Origin of the sequence: Neorhizobium sp. T7_12 (assembly GCF_002968535.1) — a bacterium.
GTDB classification, from domain to species: Bacteria; Pseudomonadota; Alphaproteobacteria; order Rhizobiales; family Rhizobiaceae; genus Neorhizobium; species Neorhizobium tomejilense.
This window is the reverse complement of the sequence record NZ_PVBK01000006.1, coordinates 196,561-223,107: the sequence shown is the minus strand read 5'-3', so window position 1 is coordinate 223,107 and position 26,547 is coordinate 196,561. Positions and strand designations below refer to the sequence as shown.

19 protein-coding genes are annotated in these 26,547 nt (G+C 61.7%); 12 read left to right on the top strand and 7 right to left on the bottom strand.

Features of this window, described 5'->3' with window-relative positions; translation table 11 throughout:
* The first annotated feature begins 176 nt into the window (after positions 1-176).
* The 10 genes from C5J26_RS16230 (at position 177) to C5J26_RS16185 (ending at position 13,192) form a co-directional block, all read left to right on the top strand.
* Positions 177-1,829, top strand: coding sequence for an ABC transporter substrate-binding protein (locus C5J26_RS16230; protein ID WP_105402692.1), 1,653 nt, complete (start codon positions 177-179; stop codon positions 1,827-1,829).
* A 121-nt stretch (positions 1,830-1,950) separates the two neighbouring features.
* Positions 1,951-2,928, top strand: a complete 978-nt coding sequence (locus C5J26_RS16225; protein WP_105402691.1) for an ABC transporter permease — start codon at positions 1,951-1,953, stop codon at positions 2,926-2,928.
* Positions 2,921-3,835, top strand: coding sequence for an ABC transporter permease (locus tag C5J26_RS16220; protein WP_105402690.1), 915 nt, complete (start codon positions 2,921-2,923; stop codon positions 3,833-3,835). Before C5J26_RS16225 ends, C5J26_RS16220 begins: the two co-directional genes overlap by 8 nt.
* Entirely contained in the window at positions 3,832-4,848 is a 1,017-nt protein-coding gene (locus C5J26_RS16215; protein ID WP_105402689.1) for an ABC transporter ATP-binding protein, read from the top strand. Before C5J26_RS16220 ends, C5J26_RS16215 begins: the two co-directional genes overlap by 4 nt.
* On the top strand, positions 4,845-5,849 hold the full coding sequence (locus C5J26_RS16210) for an ABC transporter ATP-binding protein (protein ID WP_105402795.1): 1,005 nt from the start codon (positions 4,845-4,847) through the stop codon (positions 5,847-5,849). Before C5J26_RS16215 ends, C5J26_RS16210 begins: the two co-directional genes overlap by 4 nt.
* A 12-nt stretch (positions 5,850-5,861) precedes the next feature.
* Entirely contained in the window at positions 5,862-6,869 is a 1,008-nt protein-coding gene (locus tag C5J26_RS16205; RefSeq protein WP_105402688.1) for an NADPH:quinone reductase, read from the top strand.
* Positions 6,866-8,752 carry a hydantoinase B/oxoprolinase family protein gene (locus tag C5J26_RS16200; RefSeq protein ID WP_105402687.1) on the top strand — a complete coding sequence of 629 codons (1,887 nt, stop codon included), beginning with the start codon at positions 6,866-6,868 and terminating at the stop codon, positions 8,750-8,752. The genes C5J26_RS16205 and C5J26_RS16200 overlap by 4 nt, the downstream gene beginning before the upstream one ends.
* A complete protein-coding gene (locus C5J26_RS16195) occupies positions 8,739-10,787 on the top strand; it encodes a hydantoinase/oxoprolinase family protein (protein WP_105402686.1) in 2,049 nt (682 codons plus the stop codon). Before C5J26_RS16200 ends, C5J26_RS16195 begins: the two co-directional genes overlap by 14 nt.
* Before the next feature lies 1 nt (position 10,788).
* Complete coding sequence (locus C5J26_RS16190; protein WP_105402685.1) at positions 10,789-12,165, top strand: M20/M25/M40 family metallo-hydrolase; 1,377 nt, start codon at positions 10,789-10,791, stop codon at positions 12,163-12,165.
* A gap of 268 nt (positions 12,166-12,433) precedes the next feature.
* On the top strand, positions 12,434-13,192 hold the full coding sequence (locus tag C5J26_RS16185) for a GGDEF domain-containing protein (RefSeq protein WP_105402684.1): 759 nt from the start codon (positions 12,434-12,436) through the stop codon (positions 13,190-13,192).
* Positions 13,193-13,256: 64 nt separating this feature from the next.
* Here C5J26_RS16185 and C5J26_RS16180 read toward each other — a convergent pair whose 3' ends face one another.
* From C5J26_RS16180 to C5J26_RS16150, 7 genes are all read right to left on the bottom strand, one after another.
* A complete protein-coding gene (locus C5J26_RS16180; protein WP_172745878.1) occupies positions 13,257-14,363 on the bottom strand; it encodes a glycoside hydrolase in 1,107 nt (368 codons plus the stop codon).
* 22 nt (positions 14,364-14,385) lie between these two features.
* Positions 14,386-15,558: a polysaccharide pyruvyl transferase family protein gene (locus C5J26_RS16175; protein WP_105402682.1), complete on the bottom strand. Its 1,173-nt coding sequence runs from the start codon at positions 15,556-15,558 to the stop codon at positions 14,386-14,388.
* A gap of 54 nt (positions 15,559-15,612) precedes the next feature.
* Positions 15,613-16,791 (bottom strand): polysaccharide pyruvyl transferase family protein, encoded by a 1,179-nt coding sequence (locus tag C5J26_RS16170; protein ID WP_105402681.1) that lies wholly within the window; start codon positions 16,789-16,791, stop codon positions 15,613-15,615.
* 39 nt (positions 16,792-16,830) lie between these two features.
* Positions 16,831-19,509, bottom strand: a complete 2,679-nt coding sequence (locus C5J26_RS16165) for a glycosyltransferase (RefSeq protein WP_105402680.1) — start codon at positions 19,507-19,509, stop codon at positions 16,831-16,833.
* A complete protein-coding gene (locus tag C5J26_RS16160; protein ID WP_105402679.1) occupies positions 19,499-20,980 on the bottom strand; it encodes a DUF6212 domain-containing protein in 1,482 nt (493 codons plus the stop codon). Before C5J26_RS16160 ends, C5J26_RS16165 begins: the two co-directional genes overlap by 11 nt.
* Positions 20,981-21,159: 179 nt before the next feature.
* Positions 21,160-22,407, bottom strand: a complete 1,248-nt coding sequence (locus tag C5J26_RS16155) for a glycosyltransferase family 4 protein (RefSeq protein ID WP_105402678.1) — start codon at positions 22,405-22,407, stop codon at positions 21,160-21,162.
* A 43-nt stretch (positions 22,408-22,450) separates the two neighbouring features.
* Complete coding sequence (locus C5J26_RS16150) at positions 22,451-22,963, bottom strand: MarR family transcriptional regulator (RefSeq protein ID WP_371674243.1); 513 nt, start codon at positions 22,961-22,963, stop codon at positions 22,451-22,453.
* Between the two features lie 255 nt (positions 22,964-23,218).
* Between C5J26_RS16150 and C5J26_RS16145 the strand changes: the two genes are divergently transcribed.
* On the top strand, positions 23,219-24,979 hold the full coding sequence (locus tag C5J26_RS16145; protein ID WP_105402677.1) for a type I secretion system permease/ATPase: 1,761 nt from the start codon (positions 23,219-23,221) through the stop codon (positions 24,977-24,979).
* Positions 24,980-24,996: 17 nt separating this feature from the next.
* Positions 24,997-26,397 carry an HlyD family type I secretion periplasmic adaptor subunit gene (locus C5J26_RS16140; protein WP_105402794.1) on the top strand — a complete coding sequence of 467 codons (1,401 nt, stop codon included), beginning with the start codon at positions 24,997-24,999 and terminating at the stop codon, positions 26,395-26,397.
* Positions 26,398-26,547: the final 150 nt, after the last annotated feature.

Here is a 26,547-nt window from a genome sequence, read left to right as displayed (position 1 = left end):
AACGAGAGCCGGGTTGCAAACCCTTCAAAGGCGCTCATGGATTTATTCTGTGGATTGAGTATCGGCATTGAACGCGCGGGAAACGTGTTCGAAGGCCGATTTCGGATTTGCGATGCGGAGGGAGAAAACCCTTTGCCACATAAGAAAATAGTCAAGCTATTCAGAGGAGAACGACCATGAAGTCCCTTTTGAGAAGTGCATTCGCAGCTTTTGTGGTGACGGCCATCGCACTGCCCGCATGGGCCGGCGATCCGATCCGCAAGATCACCGTCCTGTCCCGTCCGCAGGCCGGCCAGCAGGCAGAATTCCAGTCCGTCCAGCTGATCGCCCAGGAATGGCGCAAGCTTGGCCTCGATGTCGAAGTCCGGGCGATCCCCTGGGAACAGATGTCCGACGAGGTCTGGTACAAGCGCGACCAGTGGGACTCCACCGCCTGGCAGATGGTCGGCCGTCCTGAGCGCTCAGATCCGGACGAGCTCATCTTCAACCTCTTCCATTCCTCGACCGCCAAGGACGGCTACAATTTCGCGAGCTACCTGAACAAGGACTACGATGCGACCGCCGAAGCCCAGCGCGGCGAGATCGATCCGGCCAAGCGCAAGGCGCTGGTCTTCAAGGCGCAGGAGATTCTTTCCAAGGATCAGCCCTACATGATGCTCGTGCATCCGAAGTCGACCTTTGCTTTCGACAAGACCGTCTGGAAGCCGGAATCGGTCGTCAACCAGAGCGGTATCGGCATCCGCAACACCTGGACCTTCCTCGGTGTCGAGCCCGCGGGTGCCAAGAAGGACCTGATCATCAACTCGTCCGACAATATCAAGGCGATCAACCCGCTCTATATCTCGGGCAGCGTCGACAGCTGGATCACCGAACTCGTCTGGGACCGCCTGCTGCGCGTCGGCCCGGATGGCCTGCCGAAGGCGTGGGCCGCCGAGAGCTTCACCTGGAAGGACGGCACCACGGTCGACGTGAAGCTGAAGTCCGGCATGAAGTGGCATGACGGCAAGCCGGTCACGCCTGATGACGTCAAGTTCTCGTTCGAGGCGGCGGTCGGCGGCGAAGCCCCGATGTACAAGCCCTTCGCGACGAACATCGACTCGATCACCACGAATGGCGACGCCATCACCTTCAAGCTGAAGAAGCCGGCCGCCTCCTTCGTTACGTCCAGCCTTGCCAAGGTCAACCTGATCCCGAAGCACATCTGGGAACCGATCCTGAAGGACCTCGCCGCCAAGCCAGAGACTGCCGAAAGCTATCAGGAACAGATGCCGATCGGCTCCGGCCCGTTCAAGTTCACCAGCTGGGCGAAAAACGAATCCGTCACGCTTGCAGCCAACAAGGATCACTTCGCGGCGCCGAAAGTCGATCGCTGGATCCTGCGTATCGTACCGAATGCCGAAGCCGCGCTCGGCATGCTGCGCTCGGGTGAAATCAACTTCATGGGCGAGTTCACCGGCGATCCGCAGGTGCTCATCGATGCGGCCAAGAAAGATGGCGACCTGGAAGTGGTTTCCACCGTCGACATGGGCTTCCGCTACATCGCCTTCAACGAACGTCGCGCGCCCTTCAACGACCCGGCCTTCCGTCGCGCACTTTCCGAAGCGGTCGACCGCCAGCTGATCGTCAAGGCTGCCTACAAGAGCTTCGCGGTCGGTTCGAACTCCATCGTCTCGCCGGCGCTCGAGTTCTGGCATGACAAGTCGGTCGTCGACAGTTTCAAGACCGGTCAGGCCGTTGCGGCCAAGACCCTGAAGGATGCCGGCTATACGCTGGAAGGCGGCAAGCTGCGTTATCCGGGTGACACCAAGGAAACCATCGCCGCCAAGTAATCTTCATGGGAGGCGGTGAGTTCTCCCAGGCGCCGCCTCCCTTTTTGCCTGACGCTTGACATCGGCAGCCTCGCCTTGTCCTCCCAAGGCGGCGCCGAGCCAAGAGAAGGAATTTTTTCAGATGAAGAATTTCAAGGCTGTGGGCAGCAGGTTGCTGCAGCTCGCACTTGTTTTATGGGCGGTGGTGACCATCCTGTTTCTGATGTTCCGGCTGATGCCGGGCAATCCGATGGCCGCCTATATCGACCCGACCTTTACGCTCGAGCAGCAGCAGCAGCTGATGGCCCAGTTTGGCCTCGACAAACCGCTGTGGCATCAATACCTGATCTATCTCGGTAATCTTCTGCAGGGCGAGCTCGGCCAGAGTTTTCGCTATCGCGAGCCGGTCGGCCAGCGCATCTGGATCCTGCTGCCGAACACACTGATCCTCACCTTCTCCTCGCTGATCGTCGCCTATGTCTTCGGCATTCTCGCTGGCGCCTATCTCGCCTGGCGCCGCGGCAGCTGGGTGGAGCAGGCGGCCATTCCGCTGGTGCTCACCACCCGCGCCATGCCGGAGTTCTGGCTCGGCATGGTGATGCTGGCGATCTTCTCGTTTTCGCTCGGCTGGCTGCCGGCCGGCGGCACGCGCGCCCCGGGCAACGAATATTCCGGCTTTCTCGATCTCTATACCTCGCGCGATTTCCTCGCCCATCTGGCGCTGCCGGCGGCGACCTTGGCGATCTACAGCCAAGGCCTGCCGCTTCTCCTGATGCGCTCCAACATGCTCGACGTGATGAAGGAGGATTTCGTCACCATGGCCCGCATCAAGGGCTTGTCGACCTGGACCGTGGTGGTGCGTCACGCCGCCCGCAACGCGCTGCTGCCGGTGATGACCTCGTTTGCGATCGCCGTCGGCTATCAGCTGCAGGGCAATGTCGTGGTGGAATCGGTGTTCTCCTGGCCAGGCCTCGGCCGCGAACTGGTCAACGCCGTTGCCGCTTCCGACTATCCGCTGGCGCAGGGTGCCTTCCTGATGATCGCGCTCGTGGTGATCTTCATGAATCTGCTCGCCGACCTGCTCTATGCGTTCCTCGATCCGAGGATTTCCCATGCCTGAGATCGCCGCACCCGCCATCACCAAGCCGAGACGCCCCAATATTATTGCCCGGATGTTTCGCGCACTGAGACTGCCGATGAACGACCCGTTCGCGGTCGCCGGTCTCCTCATCTATCTGGTGTTCGTCGTCGTCGCCGTGTTCGCCGATCAGATCGCCACACATGACCCGACCGAAATTCTCTACACGCCAGCCTACGATCTCGCGGCGGACCTCCGGCCGGGGCAAGATGGTTTCCTCATGGGAACCACCAGCCTCGGCCGGGACATCTTCTCGCAACTCGTCCATGGCAGCCGCTCGGCGCTGCTGATCGGCATCACCGCCGCGTTCATGGTGGCACTGATCGGCTCGGTCATCGGTCTCGTCGCCGGTTATTTCGGTCGCTGGGTGGATGCCATCCTGATGCGGCTTGCGGATATCGCCTTCGGCATTCCCTTCCTGCCATTCGTCATCGTGCTGGCGGCCTTCCTGCGACCTTCGATCTGGAACGTCGTCATCGCCATGGCACTGGTGCTGTGGCGCGATACCGCCCGCGTCATCCGCAGCCAGGTGCTGACGCTGCGCACCCGTGGTTATGTCGAGGCGGCGCGGGTGGCGGGGTCTTCCGACGTCAAGATCATCCTGCGCCATATCGCGCCCAACATCCTGCCGCTGTCCTTCCTTTACGGATCGATCGCGATCGGCTGGGCGATCCTGACCGAGGCATCGATCAGTTTCCTGGGCTTCGGTGATCCAAACTCGATCAGCTGGGGCTACATGCTGCAGGATGCGTTTGCCAGCCAGGCGCTCGCCAAACAGGCCTTCTACTGGTTCGTGCCTCCGGGCATCTGCATCATCCTCGTCGTCAGCGCGGGCTTCTTCATCACCCGCGGTTATGAAAACATCCTCTTCCCGAAGTTGAGCCGATGAGCGAACCTCTTCTTTCCGTCAGAGATCTTCGGGTCAGCTATCAGGTGGGGCGCAATTTCGTCCATGCCGTGGATGGCGCGAGCTTCGACATTCCACGTGGCTCGATCACCGGGCTCGTCGGCGAATCCGGCTGCGGCAAGACGACGGTTGCCCGGGCACTGACGCGGGTGATTGCCGAGAATGCGGCAATCACCGGTGGCCAGATTCTGTTTGACGGCAAGGATCTGGCCAAGATCCCTGAAAAGGAGATGAATGCGCTGCGCTGGCGCGACATCGCCTTCATTCCCCAGAGCGCCATGAACTCCCTCGATCCGGTCTACACGGTCGAATACCAGCTCGACGAAGTGCTGCGCCGCCGCGGCGGCCTGAACCGCAAACAGTCACGTGCCCGTTCCGAAGAACTGTTCGAGATGGTCGGCATCGATGCCAATCGCTTGGCCGACTATCCGCACCAGTTCTCCGGCGGCATGCGCCAGCGCGTCGCGATCGCGCTGGCACTCGCCCTCGACCCGAAGCTGATCATCGCCGACGAGCCGGTGACGGCGCTCGACGTCATCGTGCAGCGGCAGATCCTCGACCAGTTGAAAGAGCTGCAGACGCGGCTCGGCGTTTCGGTCATCCTCGTCACCCACGACATTTCGGTCGTCGCCTATATCTGCGACCGTACCGTCGTCATGTATGCGGGCAAGGTGGCTGAATCCGGCACGATGCAGGCGGCGCTGACGGCACCGTCGCATCCCTACACGATGGGCCTGCGCAACGCTTTCCCGGATCTGCAGGGAGCCGCAGCCGGCATCCTGACGCCGATCGAAGGCGCACCGCCGAACCTCGCCTCTCCGCCGGCCGGCTGCCGCTTCAAGCCGCGCTGTCCTTTCGCGCTCGACATCTGCGGCACCGAGCCGCCGATCGTTGACGTTGCTCCGGATCACCCGGTGCTCTGCCATCGTGCTAACGAGAGCGCTGCGCTGCGTATCGAAGCCGCCAAGACGGAGACATGGATGGCCCCGGCATGAATCCCGCCACCGAAAAAAACGTCAACAAGAAACCGGATGTCCTGGTCTCGGTCTTCGATGCCAAGCTGCATTATGCCGTCGGCGGTGCGTTTGCGGCGATGCGCGGCAAATCGACGGTGGTGAAAGCCGTCGACGGCGTCAGCTTCGATATCCGGCGGAGCGAGAGCGTCGGCCTGCTCGGTGAATCCGGCTGCGGCAAGACCTCGATGGGCCGGCTGCTGCTGAAGCTCGAGGAAAAGACCGGCGGCACGATCCATTTCGACGGCGAGGAAATCGGCGCCGTGCGCGGCAGCGGGTTGAAGAAATTCCGCTCCAAGGCGCAACTGATCTTCCAGAACCCGTTCGATGCGATCAATCCGCGCTTCACCATCCGCCAGACGCTGGCCGAGCCGCTGGAAAATGCCGACATTCCGAGGCGCGAGCGCGAAGGCCGGATCATCACCGCACTTGAACTGGTGAAACTGCCGGAGCCTGCGCAGTTCCTCGACCGTTATCCGCATCACCTGTCCGGCGGACAGTTGCAGCGCGTCGTCATGGCGCGGGCACTGATCCTGCAGCCGGAATTCGTGGTCGCCGACGAGCCGGTGTCGATGCTCGACGTTTCCGTGCGCGCCGGCGTGCTCAATGTCTTCCGCGACGTCCGCGACCGGCTGGGCCTCACCGCCATCTATATCAGCCACGATCTGGCGCTGGTGCGTTACGTCTGCGAGCGGACGATCGTCATGTATCTCGGCCGTATCATGGAGGACGGGCCGACCGAGGATATCGTCCGCGAGCCGCTGCACCCCTACACCAAGGCGCTGGTCGCCGCCGTCCCCGTGCCGAATCCCGACCAGAGCCACGAGCCGTTGCCGATCGGCCGCGGCGCGCCGGACCCGCGCAATCCACCCTCCGGCTGCGTTTTTCGCGACCGCTGTCCGGCGGCCCATGCACGCTGTGCGGCCGAGATACCTCTGCCGAAGCTGGTCGGCACCCGCACCGTGGCCTGCCACCTGTACTGATTGGAGTTGTTGATGCTTGCCGCCTCCTACACACGCACCGGTCCTGCCGCGGAGGTTCTCTCCGTGGCTGAGATGGCTGCACCGATCGCCGGTCCCGGCGAGGTGCTGGTACGCGTGCATGCGTCCGGCATCAATCCGGCCGACGTGAAACGCCGGGGCGGTTGGCGCGGCATGGGCATGGATCACAAGCTGATCATCCCGCATACGGATGGTGCCGGCGAAATCGTCGGTGTCGGCGCGGGCGTTGATCCGGCGCGCATCGGCGAACGGGTCTGGATGTGGAATGCCCAGGGCGGATATGGCGAAGCGGGCCGCGCGTTCGGCACCGCAGCCGAGTTTATCGCAATCGCCTCCCATCAGGCGGTGAGGCTTGCCGATAGCCTGAGTTTCGCCGACGGTGCCAATCTCGGCGTGCCGGCCATGACCGCCTATCGCGCCGTCTTCGCCGATGGCCCGGTTGCCGGCCAGACCATGTTCGTGAACGGTGCGGCCGGTGCGGTCGGCCATTTCGCGGTGCAGATGGCTGTTGCCGGCGGAGCGCGGGTGATCGGTACGGTCAGCACGCCGGAAGCTGCGGCCCACGTAAGGCAAGCCGGCGCTTTTGCGACGATCGACCGCAAGTGCGAAGACGTATCCGCCCGCATCCTCGAACTGACCGGGGCCCAGGGCATCGATCGCGTCGTCGAGGTCGATTTCGGGGCAAACCTGGAGCTCGACGCGGCCGTGCTGAAACGCAACGGCACCGTTGCCTCCTATTCGTCGAGCAGCAATCCGACGCCTGTGCTTCCCTACTACGCCTTTGCAGCCAAGGGCGCCAACCTGCGCTTCATCCAGGGTTTTCTGATCCCGGAGGATCAGCGGCTGGCGGGTGAAAGAACGATCGCCGAGCTTGCCGATGCCGGCAGGCTCAAGGTCGCCATCGGCGCGACATTCCCACTCGAAGACATCGCCAAGGCCCATGAGCGCGTCGAGCGCGGTGGCCTTGGCAATGTCGTCGTTCTGATCGGAGCTGCCCAATGAGCACCCGATCGATCCATTCCACAGCATCCAACGAGGATTCCAAGATGTACAATCCCAAGGAAAGCGAAAGCACGCCCGCCAGGGTGGTAAAACCGGAAGGGTCCGTCTGCGATCCCGTCTCGCTCGAAATCATCCGTGGCGCGATCGCTGCCGCCCAGTCGGAAATGGAAGCGCTGCTTGAGCGCACCGCGATCTCCGCCTTTATCCGCGAGAAAAAAGACTTCTACACCGCGCTCTTCGATGGCGACGGCGTGATGGCGGTCGGGTCGATGGTGCCTGTCTTCGGCGACATGACCGGCCCGGTGTTCGACAAGTTCCCGGCCGATACGATGAAGCCTGGCGATCTCTACTGGTACAATGACTGCTACGGTTCGCGCGGTGCCGTTTCGCATTCCAACGACCAGGTTCTGCTGGCGCCGGTCTTCAAGGATGGCAAGCGTTGCGCCTTCGTGATGAGCTGGGCGCATTTCGCCGATATCGGCGGCATGCGGCCGGGTTCGATCAGCCCGGATGCGACCGACATCTATCAGGAAGGCATCATCATTCCGGTCACCAAGCTGATGGATGGGAGCGTCACCAACGAGGCGACGCTTGATATCTTCCACCGCAATTCCCGCTTTCCCGAACAGAGCGTCGGCGACATGCGCGCCTTGATGGCGAGCGTCGATGTGGGCGTCAAGCGCATCGGCGAGATCCTCGACCGCTTCGGCTCCGATGTCGTGGAAGATGCGCTGGCACAGCTTCTGACCCGCACCCGCAAGCTGGTGCGCTCCAAGCTGGCCGAGACCTTCGATTACGGCACCCATAAATTCACCGACGCGATCGACAGCGACGGCCATGGCAACGGCCCGTTCAAGATGCGCCTCGCATTGACCCGCGAGAAGCTGGCGAATGGCGAGGACAAGTTCACCTTCGATGCGACCGAGTCCGACGATCAGGCGCCCGGTCCGGTCAATTTCCTGATGAACCGCGGTGTGCCGGGCATGGCGCTCGGTCTTTTCTACCTCGGTGGCGATCCGGGCCAGGTGTGCAATGCCGGCGGCCCGCAGGCGCTGGACGCCGTGAACCTGCGCCAGGGCTCCTTCCTGCAGCCGAATTTCCCCGCGGCACTCGGCATGCGTGGCTTGACCATGATGCGCGTGCTGTCGGCCTTGAACGGCCTCGTCAACACGGCGGGCGGCAAGGCGCCGGCTTCCAATTCGGCCTATGTCATCACCATCATGCGCGGCAACTACAAGGATGACGCGGGCGAATTGAAGCGCTTCCTGCTCGCCGACGGCATCGGCGTCGGTTACGGCGCGCGGCCGGATTCGGATGGCATCGACGCGGTCTATTTCGTGGCGCAGGAGAACTACCCGGTCGAGTTCCTGGAAGTCGGGTATCCGGTGCGCCTGCGCACCTACGGCATCGTCAAGGACTCCGGCGGCGCCGGCAAGTTCCGCGGCGGCTGCGGCATCATCCGCGAATACGAAATCCTCGCGGAAGACATGATGCTTGCGGTGCGCATCGACAGCGTCAAGAACCCGCCCTGGGGCATCAATGGCGGCATGGGCGGCGGCACCGGCCGCGTCACCATCAATCCGGGCCGGCCAGACCAGCGTATGGTTCCGCCGCTGTCGGACGGCAACAGGCTGATCAAGGGCGACGTGCTGCGCATGGAGACCGGCGGGGGCGGAGGCTATGGCCATCCCTTCGATCGCAATCTCGATGCGATTCTCGAAGACGTGCTCGGCGGTTTCGTCAGCGCCGAGGCCGCCGAACGCCTCTACGGCGTCGTCGTGAAGGGCACCAAGGTTGACCACGCGGCTACCGCCGCACTGCGCGCCAACCGTCCCGCTACCCGTGCATTCCATCGTCAGGAGTATGTCGATGTCCTCGCCTGAGAGCTTTATCGATACGTCCCTTTCCGTCGCCATCGATATCGGCGGCACCTTCACCGACGTTGCGCTTCTCGACCGTGCCACGGGCAAGGTCTGGCGGGCGAAGACGCCGAGCGTGCCTTCCGATCCTTCGGAAGCGTTCCTCAACGGCATCCGCCTGGCGCTGACCGATGCCGGCCGCGAGGCCTCCTCGCTCGGTCAGGTCCTGCATGGCACGACGGTCGCGACCAACATGATCCTGGAGGACAAGGGCGCCCGCACGGCGCTGGTCACCACCAAGGGTTTTCGCCATGTGCTGAACATCGGCCGCCAGGACATTCCCCGCAAGGCGAACCTTTACACCTGGGTGAAGCCGGAGCGGCCGGTGCCGGCCTCGCGCATCGTCGAGATCAACGAGCGCATTGCCGCGGGCGGCGCTATTCTCGATGCGCTGGACGAGGACAGCGTGCGGATTGCGGCCGAGGCGATCCGTGGCATGGACGTGGAGGCCGTCGCCGTCTGCCTGCTGCATGCGTTTGCCAATCCGGTGCACGAAAAGCGCGCCGCGGATATTCTTCGCGCAGAACTGCCGCATCTCGCCGTCACCACCTCGACCGACGTGCTGCCCGTTGTGCGCGAATTCGAACGCACGCTGACGACCGTGCTCAACGCCACCGTCATGCCCGGCGTCACCACCTATGTGGGACGGCTGGAAAAGCGGCTTGAGGACGAAAAGGTCGCAGCCCCGCTGCTGCTGATGCAGTCGAATGGCGGTGTCGCCGGCGCGGCCACCATCCGCCAGGCTCCGGCGCTGACGGCACTGTCTGGTCCCGCCGCCGGCGTGGTCGGTGCGCGCTCGGTTGCCGCCGCCTGCGGCATCAAGGATATCATCACCGTCGATATCGGCGGCACCAGCGCCGATATCTGCCTCATCAAGGATGGCAAGATCGGGCTGACCCAACACGGCAAGGTCGGCGAATGGCCGCTGCCGCTGCCGATGGTCGACATGGTGACGATCGGCGCGGGAGGCGGCTCGATCGCCAAGGTTGCTGACGGCACGCTGACCGTCGGTCCGCAGAGCGCCGGTGCCCGGCCGGGCCCGGCCGCCTATGGCCATGGTGGGGAGAACCCGACGGTGACCGACGCCCATGTCGTGCTCGGACATCTGCCGGCTCGCCTGCTCGGGGGCCGCATGGCGCTCGATGTCGAAGCCGCCCGCAAGGCGGTCGACGGCAAGGTCGCGAACCCGCTCGGTCTTTCGACGGCGACGGCCGCCCGCGGCATTCTGGCGATCGTCGATAACCACATGGTCGGCGCGGTGCGCGTCGTCTCGGTCGAACGCGGCCACGATCCGCGCGACTTCACGCTGGTGCCGTTCGGTGGCGCCGGTCCCTTACATGGCTGCGCGCTTGCCGAACTGCTCGGCATTTCCCGCGTCATGATCGCGCCGGCTCCCGGCATTCTCTGCGCCGACGGCCTGCTCGCCGCCGACCTCAAGGCGGAGTTCAGCCGCACGCTGCCGAAAGCCGGTGCCGTGGATGTGGCGATCGCCAACGGCATTATCGCCGAGCTCAAGACCCAGGCATCCGCCTGGTTCGAGACCGAAGGCGTGGCCGAAAAGGACCGCCGCATCGCGACCGTCGCCTTGCTGCGGTACCAAGGCCAGGGCGGTGAGCTTGCCGTTACCTGGGGTGAGACCCGCGAGGCTGTCGAAGCTGCGTTTGCCGCCGAGCACAAGGCGCTCTACGGTTTTGCGCTGGAAGCGGCGATCGAGCTGGTGACCCTGCGCGTCGAGGCCGCCGGTATAACGGTGGAACCGCCGCCGGCCGTTCTTGAGAAGGGTTCCGACGTCACCCCGGTCGACCATGTGCCGGTGCATTTCGAAAGCGGCGTGACGAGCGTTCCGGTCGTCGACCGTTCGACGCTTGGTGCAGGTGCCACCTTCCAGGGACCGATGATCCTCACCCAGCTCGATACGACGACATTGGTTGCACCTGGCTGGACCGGCACGGTTCACGGCTCCGGTGCCGTTCTTCTGACAGCCAAGCAGGATGCATGAGATGACTGAGCAAAAGAGCGATCTGGAGCGCGTCTTCGCGCATATCGAGGAAAACCGCGAGAGCTTCATCGAACGGGTGATGGATTATGTCCGCCACCCGTCGATCAGCGCCCAGAACAACGGAATAGCGGAAGTGGCCGCAATTCTCGTCGACATGCTGAACGGCATGGGCATGGAGGCGACCACCATTTCCACGAAAAACCATCCGATGGTGCTTGGCCGCATGGAAAAGCAGCCGGGCAAGCCGACTGTCCTGCTCTATGGCCACTACGACGTTCAGCCGCCGGAGCCCTACGAACTCTGGGACAGCCCGCCCTTCGAGCCGACCATCCGCAACGGGCGCATCTATGCCCGCGGCATCGGCGACAACAAGGGCCAGCACTTCGCTCAGTTGATGGCGCTGGAATCGCATCTAAAGGTGACCGGCGAACTGCCCTGCAACGTCATCTTCCTGCTGGAAGGCGAAGAAGAGATCGGCAGCCCGCATATCGCCGAGTTCGTCGCCGAACACGCCGACAAGCTGGATACCGCCGATCTGGTCGTCACCTCCGACGGTCCGTTGCATGAATCCGATACGCCGATCATTACCTTTGGCGTACGCGGTGTCGCATCCTTCGAACTACGCGCAAAGACCGCCAATCGCGATGCCCATTCCGGCAATTTCGGCGGGGTGATGCCGAACGCGATCTGGAAGCTCGTGCACCTGCTGGCGACGATGAAGAACGACAAAGGCGAGATCACTATCGACGGCCTGCATGATGTCGTCGTTCCTCCCACCAATATGGAGCGTGAGGCGGTCAACAAGCTGCCGCTCGATCTCGATGCGATCAAGGCCGATCTCGGTATCAAGGAACTCGACCAGCCGCTCGACCGCGGTTATTTTGACCGGCTGATGTTCCACCCGACGCTGACCATCAACGGCCTGCATGGCGGTTACGGCGGGCCGGGACAGAAGACGGTTCTGCCCTGCGAGGCATTTGCCAAATGCGACATCCGCCTGGTCGAAAGCCTGACGCCGGATTACGTGTTCGAGAAGGTACGGGCGCATGTCGCCACCCATGCGCCGGACGTGGAGTTCGTACCGCTCAACGCCATGCTGCCGTCGAAAACGCCGATGGACAGCCCATTCGCGCCGATCATCCAGGACGCCATCTTCACCGCCCGTGGCGTCGCGCCGCTGCTCTACCCAACCGTTGGCGGATCACTTCCGGACTACGTGTTCACGAAGATCCTGAAGAAACCTGCGTTCGTCGTGCCTTACGCCAACGCGGACGAGGCGAACCATGCGCCGAACGAGAACCTCAAGCTGGATTTGTTCATTGCAGGCATCAGGACGGGGGCGGCGCTGCTGACGAAACTGGGTGAGATGAAGCGGTAATGCGAAAAGTCCCTCTGCTTTTGTGCCGAGACAAATCTTGCCGGGCGCTAAGGCAGGACGGCGGCATTTCGCGCTCCTCCTCCCTGTGGAAGAGGTTGTAGCGACGCTGCATCGATACCAACCGCGCCTAGCCATTCCGCCGCTGCGGCCCGATCGCCTTCCGATCAAATTCTTCGTGCCCATTGTTAAAATACCATAAGGTTTGTTCACGTGGTATTTTCACGCAATATTTCAAAGATACACTCCACCGCAAAAGCTCCTTCAACCGATGACCCTGAATTTTCGTTTTCGCCAAGCTTTAGACGTACCGCATATCAAGATGGCAATGCTCCGTACCCTCGCCGCCGCAATTGGAGCGATCGCGATTGCTTGGTTATTAAGCCTGCTTGTTCCCCAACGTCCGCTCTGGGTGGAATTGACAGCCGTGGCGTTGATATCGGCGGCGGTTACATTTCCGCTCCAATTGGCGCTTTATCTGCGTAACCAAGCGCTTCGGGATACCCAAGAAGAGCTACGGCACGCGCTCAGTCGCAACCCCGTCACAGGCACAATGCGCGCCGGCGAATTTGCGAATTCGGTCGAGCATGCGATAGAACGCAGGCGTACAAGCAGCACCGAAAGCTCCGATGGAGTCTTATTCGTTCTCAAGGTTGATGATTTCGATGCAATCGACCGCCGTTACGGTCCACAATGGGCTGATACGCTGCTTCAATCGATGGTCCGGATCGTATATTCTTCCGTGCGCCATAGTGACCTTGTCGCCCGCCTTGCCTCAGACGAACTTGGCATCTATCTGCCCGGCACGACAATGGAAAATGCCAGCAACATCTGCGAGCGCATCCGCGGGCAGATAAAGGAAACCACATTCACAGCCGGGCAGGAGCGCCAGATATTGGTGACGGTGCGGCTTGGCGGCACCAGGGTCGAGCAGCAAGCCGACTTTCAGGCGCTGCGCGAGGCTGCCAACCGCGCCGCCATCGCGGAGGAGGAAGCTGGCTCGCCCCTATTCCGGGAGCGGTTTTCTTGAACGGGAAACTCTAGCGTCTTCCGCGCATATCCGGCCTTTGCGATCTTTCAGATCGTGGATTTTCCTACTTCGCGTCAACCTTTCCCGTTTTCGTGGCTGCGACGCCGGCCGGGCTTAAGGTGCCGCAACGCCAGACGCTATAGACCGCTTGGGTGTCCCAGTCATAATAGAAGGCCGCTCTCAGCCTTCCTTCATCCATCAGTTCGTCAAAGCTGCGGCGCACGGCACGAACCGCCACTTCCCGCGCGCGATCGTCCAGGGGACAGGAAAGTGCAGTGTTGGCAATGCCCCACTCGGTTACCCAGCACGGCTTGCCCTCCCCCTCAGGCCGGCAGAAATCGAGAAGCGTTCCGACATAGCGTGCCAGCGCCGCATCGTCCTTGCGCCCTGGATAGAGGTGAATTCCATAACCATCGACCAGCGCGTCGATATTTCGCTCCCGCAGGAGTGAAATGAACTCGCCGGGGTCGAGCCGTTCCATGCCCCGGCTATCGGCCTCGCCGGTTCCGACGTCCGACAGCCCGGCCGAAATCAAAAGCGCATCGCGGCTATGGACAGTCGCCCGCAATTCCTCCCGTGTGATGCGCACGGCACCGACATAGACGTCCAGCCCGCGCCCGAAGGCCGTGCGGTCTGCGACTTCCGAAACGTTGCGCGGCGTCCGTCGCCCGGGCTTCTCGTAGACGACGAGGTCGCCGTTATAGGCGCTGTAGTTTATCTCGTTTCCGGGCTCTACGGCGTCGATGCGGATGCCCATGCCGTCGATGCGGCGAAGGGCCGAGCGCAACTGCGACCGGTAAAGATCGAGGTCGAGATCCGAAAGCCGCTGAACATCCCAGATACGGCCAAAACCGGTGCGGGGACGCGCCCCCGGGGGGTAATAATCCTTGTTGCCGAGCTGGATCTCGAGAAGGATTTTCAGCCCCAACCGGTCGGCGATCTCAAGCGCATCAATGCTCTTGTCCACCGGCCTCGACAGCGAAAGCCGGACATGGGTGATGCCACTCGCCGCGATTTCCTTCAGTATACGCTCCTGGTCGGCGCGAGAAAGCCAGGCGAGGTTGACCCGGTTGACGCCGATGCGATCGGTAGCCACATCGCGCGCGCCCGCCGGCGGCACCGGGGCAAACGCCCAGAACACCGCCAGCACACAGGCAAGGATCGCGCGCATCTGCACCGCGACCGTCATCCGCTCAAAGTCCGATCTGCCCCAGAGCACTGCGGAAATTCGCCTCGCAAGCGGAATAGCGGTCGATCACGGCCTGCGTGTCGATCTTGCCGAGGAAGTTGGCGAGATAGGCGCGCTTATCCGTCTCCCTATTCCAGGTGGAGGCCTCGATATAAGGAAAGCCGATGAATTCCAGCATCTCGCGCATGCGGTCGTCGACGGCGATCATCAGTGCGGGCGTGCCGGCCTGCATGCCGATGATGCAGCCATGGAAGCGGCGGCCGAAGCAGAGATCGCGCTCGGACATCGCCCCGCGCCACTGGTTCGTATCGAAATAGACCAGCAACTCGTATTTCCGCTGCCATTTCTCCGAATGCTTGTATTCCGTGCCCCCGATGATGCGCGCACTCGACCGGTCATAGGCGATGTCACTGTCGCCACCGGTCAGGGAAAGATTGTAGGCAACAAGTTCGTCCTGGACGACATAGCTTGCGACGCTGTCGGGCTTGAGCAATGCGTGAGCGTCGACGATCGTATCGGCAACGCTGCCAAGATAACCGCCGAAGGCGATCTTCTGGGCTTCCGCCAGCGCCGGGTTGGCGAGCGCGGTCAGCGAGCGTTTCATATCGTTCGGGGAGAAATACAGTGACGGGCAGCCCGTCGGCTTGACGAACTTCATCCCCTGCTCCCTGAGGAATTCGGCGGTGAAGTAACCGCGCGTGAGGAAGAAACTCTCCTTGTTCCGCAACACGTCCAGGAACTTGAGCGTACCGGCCGGCAATTGATCCTTGAGGCCCTCCTTGCGCTGGATGCCGATGCCCATCACCACGACCGGCATCGTCAGCTTCGCAAAGATTTCCGCCTCGAGATCGGCGGAATAGCCGGGGCGCAGCAGATTGGCGGAGGCGAAGACGCACAGATCGAACTCGCGGTTCACCTGCTCGAAAATCTCGTTCGAGTCCCGATTGTTGGCCAGGTGCCAGAACGGCAGATAGGTGACGTTATGGCCGCGCAGGCTCTCGGCCGCTCCCTCGCCGATCAGGTAGTTGCCGGTATTGGCGATCTTCCTGACCTGCGCGATCAGGTCCTTTTTTGTCCTCGTCTCGTCGAAATAGGGCCGATGGATAACGGTCGTGCCGGAGACGTCCGCAATCGTTCGCTGCAGATAGGAGGGAATGCCCGTAAGCAAGATACGCATGACTGTCCTCTGAACCGAAGGGTGATGGCCCGCAGGCCCCTGGATAGGGCCTCGCTAGAGACCGATGCCGATTTCGCGAAGCGTGGTGCGGAAGGCGCTCTCGCGATCGGAATACCGGTCGACGAGTTCGCTCGTGTTGAGCTGCGACAGATGGTCGGCCACGAACTCGGCGCGGTTCTCCGCCTTGTCGACCTCCATGATGTCGACAGCCGGCAGGCCGGTGAAGCCCAGCATCTCGCGCATGCGGTCGTCCACCGCCACCATCAGACTGGGCACGGCCGCCTGCATGGCGATGATCGAGCCGTGAAAACGCCGGCCGAAATTGAAATCCATCGACGAGGCCCAGCCGCGCCACTGGTTGTTGTCAAAGAAGGTGCGAACCTCGAACCGCTGCTTCTCCCGCTCAATGCCGGGATAAGTCAGATCGCCGATCATCCGGCCCGACGCGGAATCATAGACACGGCCCTCGTCATTGGGCTCTACCTTCATATCGAAGTGAAGGAACTCGTCCTGCACGACGTATGGCGGTACGGTATCTTGCGGAGCGAGCGCGTTCGCATCCACGATCGCATCCTGATTGCCGCCGAGATAGCCCGAAAAAATGGTCTTCGCCTGGCCGATCTTGACGCTCGGAAGCTTCCTCATCGACCGGCGCATGTTGTCAGGCATGAAATAGACGGAGGGGCAGCCGGTCGGGCGCACGAAGGAGAAGCCCTGATCCTTCAGGAAGCCGGCGGACTCGTAGCCGCGCGTCAGGAAATAATGCTCTCGCTCCTTCAGGACGGCCAGAAGCCGCTTAGTTCCTTCCGGAAGATTGTTTTCCAGGTCCTTGCGGTTCTGCAATCCGATACCCAGCATGACGATCGGCATGTTGAGCCGGCTCAGCACATCCGCCTCGGCATCTGCGGAAAGCCCCTTGCGCAACAGGTTCGCGCAGGTGAAGACGCAGATATCGAAATTGGCGTTGAACTCATCGAACCCGCTGCCGCTCTTGCTCAGATTGTAGAGATGCCAGAACGGAACCTGCTTGGCATGCGGAGCGAGTGCCCGCAGGGCGCCTTCGCCGATGAGGTAGTTCCCGGTATTGCTGATGTTGCTCAGCTCCTGCAGGAACTCCTCTTTCGTTTCCGGCTGCTTCTGCCGCTCTGAATAGGAGACGGACGAACCATGGGCGCCATTGGCAAGGCGCGTGTAGTGACCAGGAATACCCGTCACGAGAATTCGCGGACGCATTCGACTAGACCTTTCTGTTTCAAAGAAGCGGCTCGGCGATCAGCCAGCTGCCGCGACCACGGGATTTGCCGTCGCCTGCTCGCGAAAGATCGCGGCGCGGGACAGTGACGAATTTTTTACGGACCGATCGCTCCAGGCGATGAAATCCGAGAAGGAGGACGTCCAAGACCGGTGCGCGGCGGTTCTGATGCAGCCCTCCATGAGCGGCGCAAGGCGTGCGCGATTGCGCGCGACCTCTTCAATGATGCGTGCCATCTCCCTCACCATCTGAGGATCGGAAGCAGCGTCGATGAGTATGCCGTCCTCGCCGTCGCAAATGAGCTCGTCCACCGCGCCAACCGCGGTCGCGATGGGCACGCAGCCGAGCTGCTGTGCCTCGGCGATCATCAGCGGCGCGCCCTCCCACCGTGACGGCATGAGGAGAACATCGGCCCAGCCGAGCGCCTTGATCAGATCCTTGCTCGCAAAGACCGGCGGACGCACGTCGACACCGAGGTCCTTCAGCCGCTCACTCCAGGAGACCCTGGAATCGGCGAGGATTTCCCCTCCGATGGCCCGGGCGTCGAAGGCGAGGTTGGAGGCCCGCAATTCCGCGAGCACTGCCGCCAGCCTGTCGATGCCCTTTTGCTGGTCAAACCGGCCCATGTAAAGAATCCGCAAGCGGTCATCCTTGCGCTCAATACGCCTGACGGCCAGGACCTCCGCCAAGGCTTTGGGCGGCACCGAGAAGCTCGCGCCGTTCGCAACGGCGAAGACCTTCTCGTGCGGGACGCCGTAGCTGTGCAGATAGATCTTGAGCTGTTCGGAGCAGGTCAGGAAGGCATCGTAGCAATGCTCGTGGGCAATCGCTGCGAAGGGCTGGCCGGCGGGCCTCTTGAAGGCCGTGTTGTCCACGACGTGCAGGTAGCAGGCCGTGCGCGTGCCTTCGGAGCGCAGTCGCGCGATAAGGGGATGGACGGCCATCACGTGGTTGTTGATGACCAGGTCGAAGCCGGAAAGCTGCCCCTTGAGCGCCTGCCAGTCGACCGAATGCTCCTCGGCGATGAAGTCCTGTCCCAGGAAAGAACCAGACCCTCCCCAGGCCGGAATGCCCGTCTCCCAGAAATGGATGTAATCGAAACAGGAATCGAATTCGTCGATCACATCCATCCGGGACGTGCCGAGCACGAAGAGGTGGGTTTCGTAACCGGCCGCCTTCAACTCCCGGGCCGCGGCATAAACGACCTTTTCAGCCCCGCCGAACGAGGCGTTCGGCACGAGCAGTGCCACGGTGCGCTTGCCCTCGTTATGCCCGAGCGGCAGGACCGGCGATCCTCCGATCTCCTTGCGCAACGCCTTGTGGAGATCGGTATAGGGCACCAGCCGCGCGGGACGCCAGGTCCACCGCCTGCCCGCCGTCTCGCGGAGGGGGCTCGAGGCAATCGCGTTGAGGCAATTGATCATCACCTGCTGAGGCGTGATGAGGGAGCGGCGCGGCAGGCTTCTTGGAAAAGGGAAGCGCACTTTCAGAATGGCCGATGTCGGCCATACCTGCTGGCTTGCGATCGAGGCGAACCAGTCGACGGCATTGTTCTGGACCACGTCCTGGGCGATCCGGGTCGACAGGAAGACGAGGTCGGCGGGGCCGATTTTTTGTGCGCCCGGACCATGAATGACCGGCTCGATCTTGCGCTGGGAAGCATCGTTGGCGAGCTGGACGAAGACGACATTGCTCACCTCGCTCAGGCGCTCGAGATGAGCAAGCACGTTCGGCAGCATGCGCGAGCGCCGCAGTAGGTCGAGCGCCGCGCCGCTTCCGGCGACCAGGAATGGCGGAAAATGTTCATTGTCCGGCTCACCGATATTGCCCCAGAAGGCCGGGATGATGTCGTCGAGGCGAAGCATCGTCGGTGGTTTGGTGGGATCGGTGAAGAAGGAGATCGCCGTATCCTCCGTCCGCGCAAACAGGTAGCGCGGGCAATCCTCGTGCTCGAAATCCACCAGCATCGGGCGCTGGAACAACGGCATGTGGCGCTTGCGCAGGAAGCTGACCGATGTGGCGCGGTCGCGGTTCGCCTCCTTGAAGCGGCTTTCCGCCCTCAGCCTGTATTCGAAGACGGTGTCGTGGCAGGGCGTGCCGACGAAACCGTGCTCGATGCAGGACAGCCAGAATTCCCAATCCTCGAAACCGTTCTGCCGGTCGTCATTGAAGCGGACGCTGTCCTTGAAAACCTCGATCGAGATCATCGATCCCGTATCGCAGATATTGTCGGTGATGCAGTGCACCAGCCGCGAATAGCGATTGCCGTAATGGGCGCGCCAGCTGACCGAGAATGTGTCGATATTCGTGTAAACCCACCCGCAGCCGCTGGAGACGAGCTGCTGGTAAAGCGTCTTGATCGTGCCGGGAAGGATGCGGTTGTCGGCATCGAGGAAATAGAGGGCTTTCGCCTCCGGAAAGTGCTCGATGACGTAATCGATGGCGCGATTGCGTGCGCCGCCCGGGCCGGCGTTCCGGCCGAATATGACATGGACGCAGGGATGGGCCGCGGCGTAGAGCAGCAGCTGATCGAACGTCTCATGCCGCGGATCGCCGTCGACAGAGACGACGATGACGATCCGGCAGTTGCCGGGATTCGAGGCAAGCACCGACTCGATCGCCTCAAGGGCAAGTGCCGCGTGACCGTAGAGAGGCATGGCCACGGCGATCAGGTCGGCTGGCTCCCTGTTACCGGACATCGGCGGCCTCCGTAAATTGCTTGACCATCCTGAAGCCGGAGACTTTAAGCCAGGAGAAATCGACCGAATCCGTCACCGCGCGGCTGAGGATCATCAGATCCATCGGGCCGCGCACCGGCTCGTCCAGCTGAATGTTGATGTTGACGACCTCACTGGAGCTGACTTCGCGCCATCCGCTGAAGAATGTCGACGGTCTGGCCGTGCCCTTTCGCGCGATCTCGGCCACTTCGGAACGCGCATTCGAATTTGCCGGCGCAAGCAGGAAGCTGACCGCCGCGGGCTTGCCTTCCGGATGATCGATGAAGGCACTCACCGAAAAGGATATCGTTCCGGTCTCGACGGCGCCACTGACCGCGCCGGCCGATATGCCGCTCGGCAACGGGTGGCAGACGATCGCATGCTCGTGCTCGAGGAAGCGCACCGTCTGGAATTCCGGGACGATGGGCGTGACCGAAACGTCGGCGACCTGGCTCAAGGTCGCGACCGCCAGGCGATAGTCGACAGTGTACTGGCCTTCGAGCAGGTTGCTCGGCGCTATCATGTTGGGTGTCCTGGTCGGCTTGACCCCGGGCAACCCCGTGAACACCTTGAACGCCAGCGGGCGCAGGTCGAGATCCGGATGCGGCAGCTCCGAGCGCGCCGAATAACGCTCGCCGGCGATCGGATAGCCGAGCGAAAGGCCGACGGTCTCCGGCCCGGTCGCGGAGATCCGCAGCCGCAACGTACGGGCAGCTCCCCCACAGGCGCGGGGCAGCGAGAAGAAATTCCAGTTCGGCACGAGCTGCGCATAGGGGACGGTCCATTCGGCAACCCCTTCACCGCTCTCGAGATAGCTCAGCGCGACGACAAGCTCTCCGCTGATCCTGGGCACCGAGTGAAAGTGAAGGGCAAACCCCGCCACGCCAAGGCTGGATACCGGCAGAAGCTGTTCGATAAAGGCTGCGGCAAGCAGCGGCCCGATCCCTTCGTCCTTCGGATCGGCATAGGGATCGTGGGAGAAAATCTCCGAAACCGGCTCCCAGTTTCGCGCCTGGAACGCATCCTCGAGCGCTCGGTAGTTTTCCAGCAGCGTTTCTCGTTCCCTTCGCAGGATCGCAAGCTCGGACGTGATCGAGGCGCTGTATCGCGCAAGCCGGCCGACACTGCCTTCGGTCAGAGCCTGCAGAAGCGGGAGGCTTTCCGGCCTGTTTGCGGGATCAAGCCGCCGGATGGGAACGGCCGGGATCGTCCCCAATGGTCCAAGCAGCGCCAAACCCGCCTGCAGATCCGCCTCGCCCTCGTCCGAATAGGCGACGGCGACCAATGGAAAAGCATTCTGCAATGTCACCGGAGGAAGGCCATCGGCATCGAGGAAAACGACCTGATGTTCGATATCGCTTCCCTCGAAGCAGGAGCGATCCCGGGCCGATGCCGCGATCAGCTTTCTCGTCACCAGTTGTTTCCCAATGCCGGAAGACGTCAAATTTAGCACGCACCGCCCCTGAAGAATTACCCTGCAACAAAGAACAATATTCCGGATAACCGAATTTTATCAAAGTCATCCTGCGTCTTCTGGGGAAGCCTAACAACTAACATTGCAGTGCACAATAACAAAATTCAACCGATATAAAGAAATAAACTCCAAATATACTTTAAAAATTGAAGTAATAATTATGCAGCCGTTCCTTGATCGCCTCTAAACGACTTTCCGGTCAGCTTTTCAATGATATTCTGCTGCCGGTTGAGGCATTCCGCTAACCGGAAACGCCTCTCGACTGTCCGGCGGGCCGCAGCGCGCATCCCGAAGTAATGTTCCGGACTCGCGAGGGCGCCGAGAATCGCCTCGGCGAGTGCATCCGTATCGAAGAACGGCACCAAAAGACCATTCTTGCCGGAACGTATGACCTCCTGAACGGGTGCGGTATCGGACCCGATGACCAGCGCGCCACAGGCCATCGCCTCCAGCACCGACCAGGACAGGACAAAGGGATAGGTCAGGTACAGATGCGCGGAGGAGATCTGGTAGATCTGCCGCAAGAGCGAATGCGGCACCGCCCCGGGAAAGACGATATTCTCCCGCGGTATGTCCAGAGACTTGAGGAGATGATCCTTCCACGCCCCGCCGCCCGGCGGCGGCACGCCATAGCTGACACCGTCTCCTCCGATGCAGACGAACAGAGCATCGGGGCGCTGGCGCACGACCTTGGCGGCAGCCTCCAGAACCTGCGGGAAGCCGCGATACGGCTCGAGATCGCGCGCGACAAAGGTGACGATGGGAGGACCATCGGCACTCAGCACGCGTCCATCCGGAAGCGTGGCCGAAGCCGTCGGGTCGGGTCGAAACCGCGCCGTATCGATCCCCTCGTGGCACACCGAAATGCGCCCCTGGGCGTCGGCAGGATAAAGACTTCTCTGCCAATGGGTGGGGCTGATGCCGGCCTCGATGGCCTCAAGGGACAGGAGTTGCGCGATATTGCGCAGCCGCAGTCTCTTGCGGGTCTCCAGATCGGGCCGATCGTCAGGGGAGAACCCGATATCCGCCCCTTCCGACCGGTAGAAGAACTCGCAATATCCCAATACGGGCACCTGCGGGAGCACATCCTTCAGAAACATCATGCTTCCCCAGCCGATATGGCCGACGACGACATCGGGCACCAGCCCCTGCCGCACCATGGCATCGAGCGTCTCGGCGACGCGATGGCCGATTCGCGCATGGTGATCGGGAGTAGCCATGTGTCGGGCCATATGCGGATCCGCACGCGGGCCCGCTTCCGCTCGATGTCGAATGACGCGAACGGAAGGAATCTTCTGATCTATGGTCTCGGTGATGAGGCTGACCTCATTGCCCAGCTGTGCAAGCTGGGCGGCCAGGGCAGCGAACTGGCCGAAACCCCGTCGATGAACAAACGCCACGTGCATCGCGTCTATTCCCCCACGGCCAGGCGCACGGCCTCACCACCACTCAAACGCCGTACCGTGAGGTGCTGCCCCAGGCCAGTTCGAGCTGATGCAGTGTCTGGAAGGCCGTTTCAAGCATCCGTTGCTCCTGGTCGCCACGATTCACCGCGCGCTCATAGGTCATCGCGGCCTCCCGGAGATTGGCTCTGAGCTGCCGCCCCTTCTCCGTCAACTTGATGCGTGCGGACCGCTTGTCGCGCTGGGAGGCAACCCGATCGATGTAGTCACCATCACCAAGCTGTTTCAGATAGTAGGAAACGTTGGAGCCGACATAATGGCCCCGATCCAGCAGCTCGGCGACCGAGAGCTCCGAATCGCCGATTGCCAGCAGGATCATCGCCTGTGCCGGCCCGATATCGTCAACCCGAAGCTTGGTCAGCTCCGCACGGATCAGACCCGAGAACCGCCTGCTTGCCCGCTCCATGAGGCGAGCGAGTTCGAAATATGTAACCTGTTGGAGGGCCCCAAACTCGGCATCCTGAGAATGCTTGGGGTCTGTCTGTGCCGCCTGACCCATTTGAACTGTTAGTTCGCCACTCAGCTCTACAGGCAAATTAAGCACAACTTCTTCTTTCATCCCAATCTCCGCTTCAGGAAACTACTTCAAAAATTGAAGTAATATTCAACTACGCCCAATCCCCCCAATCGCCATGAGCTTGCACAAGCCCTCCGTTATGTGCCAGATTGGAGGAAGCAATACTATCCTTCGGTTTAGCTATAACCAAAACGTCCTCCGACTGATTGATCTAACGTTAACCTGAGGCAAATTGCCATGCGCGATACTGTTCAAAATGAGACAACAATCAAGGGGCAAATTCGCAGAGGTCGGAAAGAAAGCAGCCCAGGGTTGCTAGTATCGCAAGCCAAGCGTGTATTTTTGTCGGGACTGCTTTATGCCGCAGCGCTCAGCGTGTGTCTGAATTTATTACAGCTGACGATGCCTCTGTTCATGCTGCAGGTTCATGACCGGGTGCTTAACAGTCAGAGCATGGACACGCTGGGAATGCTCGTCATCCTGGCCATAGGCGCCCTGATCGTGCTCGGTGTTCTGGAATTCATCCGCGCCCTTTCGTTCCAGGCCATGGGAGGTGCGCTTGTGCGCAGACTGAACATGCCCATCCTGGCGGCCGCCGTTCAGGCCTCGGTCGACCAGGGCCTGTCGCGCGCGACGCAGTCGCTTCGGGACATCTCGGAATTGCGAAGCTTTTTGACCTCGTCGGCAGTCACTGCGCCCCTCGATGCGGCGTGGTCACCGATTTTCCTCGGCGCCCTTTTCCTTTTGCATCCGCTCTTTGGCCTCATCGGAGCCGTTTCCGCCGCTCTGCTTCTCTGCGGCGGACTGGTTACGGACATTTTGACACGCCAACTCACCAAGGAGGCGAATCAGACGAATATCGAGGCGGTGTCCAAGATTGGCGCTTCGCTGCGACATTCCGAGGCAATCGAGGCAATGGGCATGCTGCCGGCCCTGGCGGCCCGTTGGCGTGCCCTGCAGCTGCAAGCCCTCAGCGCGTATGAAACGAGCGGGAGCAGGAGCAAGGCGATGTCCTCCATTACCCGCAGCCTGCGCTATTCCATCCAGATCATTACGCTCGCGGCCGGTGCCTATCTGGTGCTGCAGCAGGAAATCACGCCCGGCGCAATGATGGCATCGAGCATCCTGGTCGGGCGCCTCCTGATCCCTTTCGATTCGCTCATCGACAATTGGCGGCAGTGGGTACTGGCGGCAGGGGCCTGGCATCGTCTCGAGGCCCTCCTCACGGCGGACGTTGCAATCCGCCAGACGATGCCGACGCCGCATTCGTCGGGCGACATCGTCGTCGACAAGCTCATCTACGCAGCCCCCGGCCTGGATGTGCCGATCATCAAGGGCATTTCTTTCTCCCTCTCTCCGGGCGAGGTTCTGGGCGTGATCGGCCCTTCCGCCGCGGGCAAATCGACGCTTGCGCGCCTGCTGGTCGGCATCCTGCGCCCCACGTCCGGCGGCGTCTTCCTCGACGGCAACAATACCTTTCTCTGGGAGCGTAGCTCGTTCGGCCAGGTTGTCGGATACCTGCCGCAATCCGTCTCGCTTCTGGAAGGCACCATCCGGGAAAACATCGGGCGAATGGCAGACAGCGATCCATACAAGGTCCTGGAGGCGGCGCGACTGGCCGACATCCATGAAATGGTCGGGCGCCTGCCGCTCGGCTACGACACGCCGGTCGGCGACGGACATCTGACCCTTTCCGGAGGCCAGCGGCAGCGCATCGCGTTGGCGCGCTGCCTCTACAACCAGCCGCGCCTCATCGTGCTCGACGAGCCGAACGCAAATCTGGACGCGATCGGCGAGCGGGCCCTTATCCGCGCGATCGAGCGCGCCCGCGAAAGTGGTGCCATCGTCATCATTATCGCTCACCGGCCGGCCATCATGCAGGTCGCCGACAAGCTGCTCGTGCTTGAAAACGGCCGCATCACCCAGTTCGGACCGCGTACGTCCGTGATTCCGGTAGCGGCGCCGGGCGAAACAACCCGGGAGGTATCCGCAATATGACCGCGCAGAAACCCCTCCTGGTTGAGAAAAAACCGCTCGCGATCCGCGCCGATCTTTCCGAGCGCCAAATCCAACGATATCAGCCGGCCTTGCCGGATGCCGCCTCGTCGAACGTGGAGTCCGACCAATTCGACAACCGTTCACCGCTGCGCGGTCTCGTCATTGCGGGGCTTGCCACGATCCTCGTGTCGTTCGGGGGATTTTTTGCCTGGGGGTTCTCGGTCGAGCTCAGCAGCGCCACGGTCGCCAACGGCACGATCATCGTCGATTCGAAACGAAAAACCATCAGCCATTTCGAAGGCGGCGTGATGAACCGATTGCTCGTCCAGGAGGGCGACAAGGTCACAGTCGGTCAGCCCCTGATCGAACTGGAGGATACGCGCGCCCGTTCCAGCCTCCGGTCGCTCCAGGCCCGGCGCATCGGCCTGATCGCCAAACTGGCTCGACTGAAATCCGAACAGAACGACGCGCCGCAAATCAGTTTTCCTAACGATTTCGGGGACGCCTGGGATGTTGCGATGGATGACTCCGTCAGGGCGGAGACGATATTTTTTGAAAAGCGGCGCGAGACCAAGGTCGGACGCGTCGAGGTCCAGAGAAAAACGATCGAGGAACACCTCGAACTGGCGGCGTCATACAATATCCAGATCGAGGCGATCGACCGGCAAATCGGCTTCATCAGGGAGCACCGCGCGGCGATGGACTCATTGGTGAAGATAGGCGCCGTACCGCGTACCCAGGTCATCGAGATCGACTCCAGACTCAGCGATCTCGCGAGGCAAAGGGGCGAGCTCGTCGGCAACAAGGCCCAATCCGAAAAGGCCGCAGCCGGTGCACAGCTTGCGCTGACCGGGATCGAAAGCGATTTTCAGTCGACGATTGCCGGCGAAATCACCACCGCACGCGTCGATCTCGCCGACGTCGAACAACAGATCACCGCGTCGAAGGACGTGCTGCGGCGGCTTGAAATCCGCTCTCCGCAGGATGGCATCATCAGCAACATCTTGTTGCGCACCCCCGGCAGCGCGGTCACGCCCGGCCAGCCGCTGCTTGAGATCGTCCCGGAAAACGAGCCGCTGCTGGTCGAGATGCGCGTCAATCCTCGCGACGTCGACAGCATCGCCGTCGGCTCGCATACCCAGGTCCGGCTGACGGCCTATAACCAACGGTCCCGCCTGCCGATGGAAGGTACAATCACGTATGTCGCCGCAGACCAGTCGGTCGATGAGAAATCAAACAGTGCCTTTTTCGTCGCGCGCGCCAAACTCGACCCGGCATCGCTTGAGGCAAACCCTGATGTGCGCCTCTATCCCGGCATGCCGGCAGAGGTGCTGATCATTCACGCGTCACGCCGCGCGATCGACTACATCACCTCTCCCGTCCTCGAGAGTTTCCATCGCGCTTTCAGGGAAGACTAGTGTCTACGCCGCAAGAAATGCTGCATAGCAGAAACTGTTTCAAATATTGAAGTTGTTTCAAAGTAAAATACGGCAATTTTAATTTATAAGATGGCCCATTATCGAAACAATGTGCCATTAATATTCAATTCAGGAAATATATTTCCCAAC